The organism is Stieleria sedimenti (genome assembly GCF_025060895.1).
In the GTDB taxonomy this organism is placed as follows: domain Bacteria; phylum Planctomycetota; class Planctomycetia; order Pirellulales; family Pirellulaceae; genus Stieleria; species Stieleria sedimenti.
Window position 1 is genome coordinate 1 of the sequence record NZ_JANZKV010000352.1, and the last position, 5,989, is coordinate 5,989.

Annotated in this window: 3 protein-coding genes; all 3 read right to left on the reverse strand. The window is 56.4% G+C overall.

The genetic code is table 11. From position 1 onward, the window contains the following. Positions 1-1,207: 1,207 nt before the first annotated feature. The 3 genes from NZK35_RS33535 to NZK35_RS33545 all read right to left on the reverse strand — a co-directional run bounded on the left by NZK35_RS33535 (position 1,208) and on the right by NZK35_RS33545 (position 5,590). Positions 1,208-2,269 (reverse strand): RHS repeat domain-containing protein, encoded by a 1,062-nt coding sequence (locus tag NZK35_RS33535; protein ID WP_259636894.1) that lies wholly within the window; start codon positions 2,267-2,269, stop codon positions 1,208-1,210. Positions 2,270-2,294: 25 nt separating this feature from the next. Further along, complete coding sequence (locus NZK35_RS33540) at positions 2,295-3,251, reverse strand: tyrosine-type recombinase/integrase (protein WP_259636895.1); 957 nt, start codon at positions 3,249-3,251, stop codon at positions 2,295-2,297. Positions 3,252-3,544: 293 nt separating this feature from the next. After that, the gene (locus NZK35_RS33545) at positions 3,545-5,590 is read right to left on the reverse strand and encodes a hypothetical protein (protein WP_259636896.1); all 2,046 of its coding nucleotides are present in this window, start codon (positions 5,588-5,590) and stop codon (positions 3,545-3,547) included. Positions 5,591-5,989 lie beyond the last annotated feature (399 nt).

Consider the following 5,989-nt stretch of genomic DNA (forward strand, 5'->3'; position numbering starts at 1 on the left):
GGTGACGGCGTCAGTCCGGCTCGGCGAAAGCCAAAAAACGATTGGGGAGAAAGAGGCGTCCGGCTTGGTCTGGCTGTCGGCCGAGCGGCCTAGGTGGTTCGATGCCGGGGAGCCTGTCGGTGATTCGCAAAGGGCTTTGGCCGAACAGACAAGCTGTCGGTTGAAGGTTTACCGAGCGTCTCGTTCCCGGCTTACCTCGCTTGGGCTCCGACGCGGTCACTTTCGCCCTTCTTGATGCGGAGCTCGGCCTCCTGCCTCGCACTGTTCTTATCGGGCTCCGCCCTCGGCGTCGGTGCTGCTCGCTCGCGCTCGGCGCTACCCTCATCCTTCGGTCGCTGTCACCACCTCCGTCAACCGTCGGCTCCGCTCGGTCGATCCCTCCCTCACTCCGGTCGCCGAACGATGGCCAAATCAATCGTCTGGGTTGGTTCGCGCGAGTACCTTCTTTCACCCTTCACTCTTCACCCTTCAAACTTCATCCCTGCCATCGTTCTCCGACTGACATCCTGTCACCGACGGGTTTCAGTCGACGGGCATCCTACCCGCCGTGCCTTACGGCGTTCTTTGCGCGAGAAGGTGCGCGGTCGGTCATGTGGCAAGACCACGCGGCCTCCCATTGCGGCGGAAGTCGACTCGGTCCTGTGATCACGTCAATCGTCCGCCGCTGCATTTGCAGGATCCAACCCCCGTCCCCTTTGATTCGACCCCTTTGATTCGACGGTTGCGGCGGAGGTGGAGGTGGAGCGGGTTTTGTGGTTGCATCAATTGCCCGCCGCTGAGTCAGATGATGTTTTCGCGTAGTATTACGTAAAACGCCTTTGCTTCTTTTAGAGAGCTTTCACGAAGACTAATAAAAAAAAGAACATAGCAAGAAAGACCATAATCGAGACTACGGTGAAAACAGTTCGGGTCCAGCTACTCCACTCGCTGCTTTTAGGTTGCTTCCAATCTGACTCATTTCCCTGAAAGAAACTTAGAATTGATTGAAAGGCATCAGTGTCTATGAACTCCCGCGCCTCAGTATCGCTTAACGGTGTTTCATCGTACGCATAGCATCGTAGAATCCAGTTGATTGCTTTCTCCTCGCCCACGCTAAGGGTACATTCATCAATTTCTTCCAGAACCCTGACAAGCTGTTCGAAACTGATCTTGCCCTCTTTGAAGTGCTCTAGATGAAAATAAACTGCACGTCTGGTTGATGGAGCTGTCAATGCAGCAACCCCATGTGCGGTGTATTGTCTCGATCCCCAGGTTCTTTTGAGCATTGATATGTGCACCAGCCCGTCATTGTAGCGATATCGTGGAAGCCAACCGCAATGACTACATATTGTCCGCAGGCGCCTGCGCGAGTTACGAATTTATGTAGCTTCGGGAAATTGCCAGCCCCCATTCGCATGCCACGCCATTTTGCCTTCTTGGTGAGCCACTGACGCCACGGATTAAAAGTCCCAGCTTTTTTCCAGGGATTTTTCCCCGGCTTTAGGTTGCCCCACGGCCAAGGTAGTGGGACCACAGGGCGTGCTATCGTACCTGCTGCTGCAGAACCTGCTCCCACCGCTGTATTTCCGAGCGTATTTGACTTAACGCAACAAGCATAACAATCGAATGTGTCTACTGCGTCTTTCCAACCATCCGGTCCACCACAAGAGTCGGTGTTTACCGGACCGCCAGCCACTTGGACTTGCTCGTTAGGATTTAGTCCACTGAATGGCCACCACCAGATAGCGTTTTCATCCCACGGCGCCACCCAGTCATTTCCTCCAGGATCCAATGCGAACTTGTACGCAAATGCAGCCGTGTAAAGACCGAAAACCTCTTGCGTAAAGCCAATGGGATCTCTGGAGCAGAATCGCCCGGAAAGCGGATCATACATCCGAGCACGATAGTGATAGAGACCCAACTCCTCATCCCACTCACGCCCTGTAAACCCATACCGATTCCCTTCGGCCGTCGCCGTCCGTGCCGTGCCGCTACCATCGAAGATCGTCAGATTGCCGTACGCATCATAGGCGTACCTTTCTTTGATCGTCCCGCTCGAATCGGTCAGTGCGTTGATGCTGTACTGTTGGGTGCCGTGATAGCGAAACGCCAACTTGATAGTTGACGCATCGTTTTCAGTGCGTGATTTGTCGGGCGGGCAGGTTTGTTGACGAAGCGCTTTGCAGCTACGGATCTGTTTTGAATCGGCGCACGACTTGACGCCTCCCGCGCGGCGGCGCGCGAGACGGCGTTGAAGGGTTCGACGACGGGATGAACGATGGCAGAGCATCCCGCCATTGTAACTGATGGGCAGGTTATTCGGTGTCGCTTTGGGGTGGGCGGTCCTTGGCACCCGGATGCGTTTTGTCGTGGACTTCTCGCAGGCGTTTGATCGACACGTGCGTGTATATCTGCGTCGTGTTGAGCTGCTCGTGGCCCAAGAGCGTTTGGATCGAGCGCAGGTCCGCGCCGCCTTCGAGCATCAACGTCGCCGTGGTGTGACGGAGCATGTGGCAACTGCCGGGCTTGGTGATGCCCGCCGCAGTCAAGTAGCTTCTGACGAGTCGGCTGAGCGTGACCGGATGGAAGGCGTTGCCGCGGGACGTCAGGAAGATCACGTCGGTGTCTTCGTCAATTAAAGCAGGTCGACCATCGTGAAGGTATTTCATCAGCCATTCAAGGGCTCGCTTGCCGGTTGGCACCACGCGATCCTTGCGACCTTTACCTTGACGGATCATGGCAAGTCCGGACTCGTGGTTGATGTCGTCCAGCTTCAGTGCGATCAGCTCGGCCCGGCGCATTCCGGTGGCATAAAAGAGTTCCAACAGCGCGCGGTCGCGAAGGCCGGTTGGCGTTGTGAGATCCACTGAACTGAGTAGGGCTTCGATTTCGTCGATCGTCAGGTGCGATGATGGGAGACGCTGTTCTTCCTTGGGCAGTTCGATGCCGGTTGATGGATCGCTGTCGATCCAACCTTGTTCGCTCAGCCATGCGAGCCAGTGACCAACCGTTGAGAGGTAGCTGGCCTGGGTGCAGAACTTGAGCGACTTGCCGGTGCGTTCGTTGCGGTAGTGATAGAGCCAACGGCGATAGGCGGCAAGTGACTCGGCGGTGATCTCAACAACGGTGTCGATGCCTCGCTCTTGGCACCAAGTGATGAACTTGTTCAAGACGTAGTCGCGGCGCGAGATGGTCGTGGCCGACCAGTTGTTCATCTTGAGGTGGTTGAAGTAACGAGACAGTAGGACGGTGGGAGCGGGAAGGTTTGACATGGATTTGCATCCTTGGGTTGTGGTCGGCGCGTACCGGTAGCCGGGCGTGCTCGATCGGCGTGAAAGCGGCCGGGTGAACGTCACTCGGCCGAAGAAGACGGCATCACCGATCACGGCGATGCAGCTATGGCAAGGCTTTCAATGAGGGGGCCTTGCAAGGTTTTGACATCGGTTTTGATGCCAGAGCGGTTAGGTCGTTGCGGTGCAACGAGTTAAGTGAATCGGAAGCGGGCCGGACGGCACCGGAACCCGGCCGGATGCCACCCGGCAGGTTGATTGCCGAGGCCGGAAGGTTATCGCGAAGCCCGGAAGGTTTTGGTTGTAGGTGCAGGTTCGGAGAATTTGCCGGGATCGATCAGGCCCATCATGAACGGCTGCCCCTCGCGGCCTTCACCGCCGTAAAGCAGTTCGTAAACGTATCGCTGACCGCTCTTGCCGCGGTGGACGTGGACGTACTCCAGATCGACCAAGCGATTTAGATGAATGCTCAGTTGGCTGTTGCCGATGGACGTTGCTTCGCGGATATCGCGGCGCTTGAAGCGGACGGCGTCGCGCGGGACCGCGTTGGCCCTGGCAGTGTCGGTGACGTAGTTGTTGAGCAGGCCGAGTAAGTTGCGTGTCTGCGGTGCGAGTTCATCGAGACTGCGTCCGAGTACCAAGCCGGCGATACCATTGGCAACGGCGATGTCGTTCTTGGTGACTTCGATGTACTCGACTTGTCGCTCATTGAGCGTCGCGTGTTTGACCTCTCGCTGATGTTGATGCAACAGCGCGATGGTGTCAATCAAGGTGAGATACTTTTCGTGGTCACGCCGCAGCCGCGTTTTGTTGTTAGCGAACGTCAGTTGCGGCGCGTAGGGATTGACGATTGTGAGCGGACGAATCAATCGCTGAGCGTTTTGATGCTGCTTGCGTAGTGAGCGTTTTAGTTCGCTTGATTGGCTCAGCACCGCGGCGCGTGCATCGCGTTGAATGTTTTGAATCGCATCGGTTTGGTTTCGCGATTCATCAACGGTCAGGATCAAGCATCGATTGATGAGTTCTTCGTCGATGTCGAGCGCGGTTGTGGTGAGGAAGATTTGCGTAGGGCCTTCGACGTGGTGTTCTTGGGTTTGGCTGCGTCCGTCTTCGCCGCGGCCGACGGTGGCGTGACGCAGTTCGCCTTCGCTTTGAAGCAGCTTCAATGCGTAACTTGCTTGGCGGATGCCTTCGTCTTCGGCGATGGCTAGGATCTTGTGACGGATCGAATCGCTGTCGAGGTAAAATAGCGACTGACCGGTCATGCCGCTGAAGCGGTTGACGTCTTCGCTCGGCATCATCGAAAGGACGGCGTCCATGAGAGATGTCTTCCCGGCGGAGCTGGATGATTGAATGACGATCGCCAGTGGCTTGGCAAGCTTTCGACTGGTTGCGGCTAAGTAGCCGGCGAGCTTGTTGGTGGATTCGCCGACGATGCCGCAAGCGTCCATGTCGGCAACGATGCGTTCGAGAAGATTGGGAGAGCGAAGCAGAGCCAAGGCTTCGCGTTGCTCTTCATCGCTGAGCTTGACTTCGATGCGCGCCGGTTGTTTCAGTGCCGCGATGCGATCGGACTGCAACGCTTCGAGTTTCAGCAATAACGCGCCGATGTCCTTTTTGACGATGTCGGCATCGGTGTAGAGTTCCGTCGCGGTAGCCTTGATGAACGACGTTCGTGAGCGCGCCTTCACAAGATCAAGCGTGTCCATGTGAACGAGTTCGTCGTGCGAAGCCATCAAGTTGACCTTGAGTGTCAGCGTCGACTTGTTCTTTTCAAGACCACGAATTCGATAGCGTCGATCGTCGCGGATGAAGATGATTTGATTGTCTTCGAGGATCAGTTCGTTGTCGACCTGTTGTGTTGGCGCTGAGTCCTTCTCGTTGTCACTGTCTTCATTCGTGTCATTCGTGTGATTCGTGGATAGTGCCTCGACTTCATCACCGACTACGATCACGTCGGGTCCATCGGCGTGCGCATCGATCTTGTAACCACGTAGCCCAATGACGTTGCCGTCGTTGTCAAGAATCGAAACCGTGACACGGCCACGCATTGTTTCGCGTCCGTTGGCTTTGTAGAGGCCGGCGTCGACGAGTGCGTCACGGACTTCGCGGCCACGCTTGATGCGGCGCTGTGGGATCTGCTTGCCAAGTGTTCGATCAGCAAAACCGATTTGTTGCTCGGTTGCTTGTTCGTTGGTCAGGTGCAGTTCATCGTTGACGTACGCCATGGCTCGCTCGCTTTCCTTCAAGCATGAAGCGTAGAATTCGGCGATGGCCTTGATGGGGTTATCGAGGATCGCGTTGAGGAAGTCATCGTTCATCGTGTTGGCTCCGTTGGATGTGCGCAGACCGGTGGCCCGGCCCTTGCTCTGTTACTTGTTTTTGGGACAGATTGGCGGGGAGAGGTGTCGGTGGTTTACCGAGCGGGTCCGCGGAAGCTGCGCACTTGTCGGCTGTCGTTGGCGGTCGAGAGCCTTGAAGGTGCGGAGGCGAAACGTGGTTCAACGCCTCACGGATCGGCCGGCCCTCCATGACGCGACAGCTTCCGCTCACTGTCAAGCGACGGAATCAGCCAACCGATGCGAAAGTAGAAAACCGCTTCGCGATCAATCGTTAAAGTCAACGCACTTGGTGTTAACGATCGCACGTGAGTGTTTTTTGACTCTCGCCTTCTCTCGGCCTGATCGCCGGAGGGTCACCGGTGACGGCGTCAGTCCGGC

What these genes read in the sequence shown, in the direction of transcription:
- NZK35_RS33535 (WP_259636894.1), bottom strand. Translation starts at nt 2,269, where the DNA reads ATGCTCTGCCATCGTTCATCCCGTCGTCGAACCCTTCAACGCCGTCTC.
- NZK35_RS33540 (WP_259636895.1), bottom strand. Translation starts at nt 3,251, where the DNA reads ATGTCAAACCTTCCCGCTCCCACCGTCCTACTGTCTCGTTACTTCAAC.
- NZK35_RS33545 (WP_259636896.1), bottom strand. Translation starts at nt 5,590, where the DNA reads ATGAACGATGACTTCCTCAACGCGATCCTCGATAACCCCATCAAGGCC.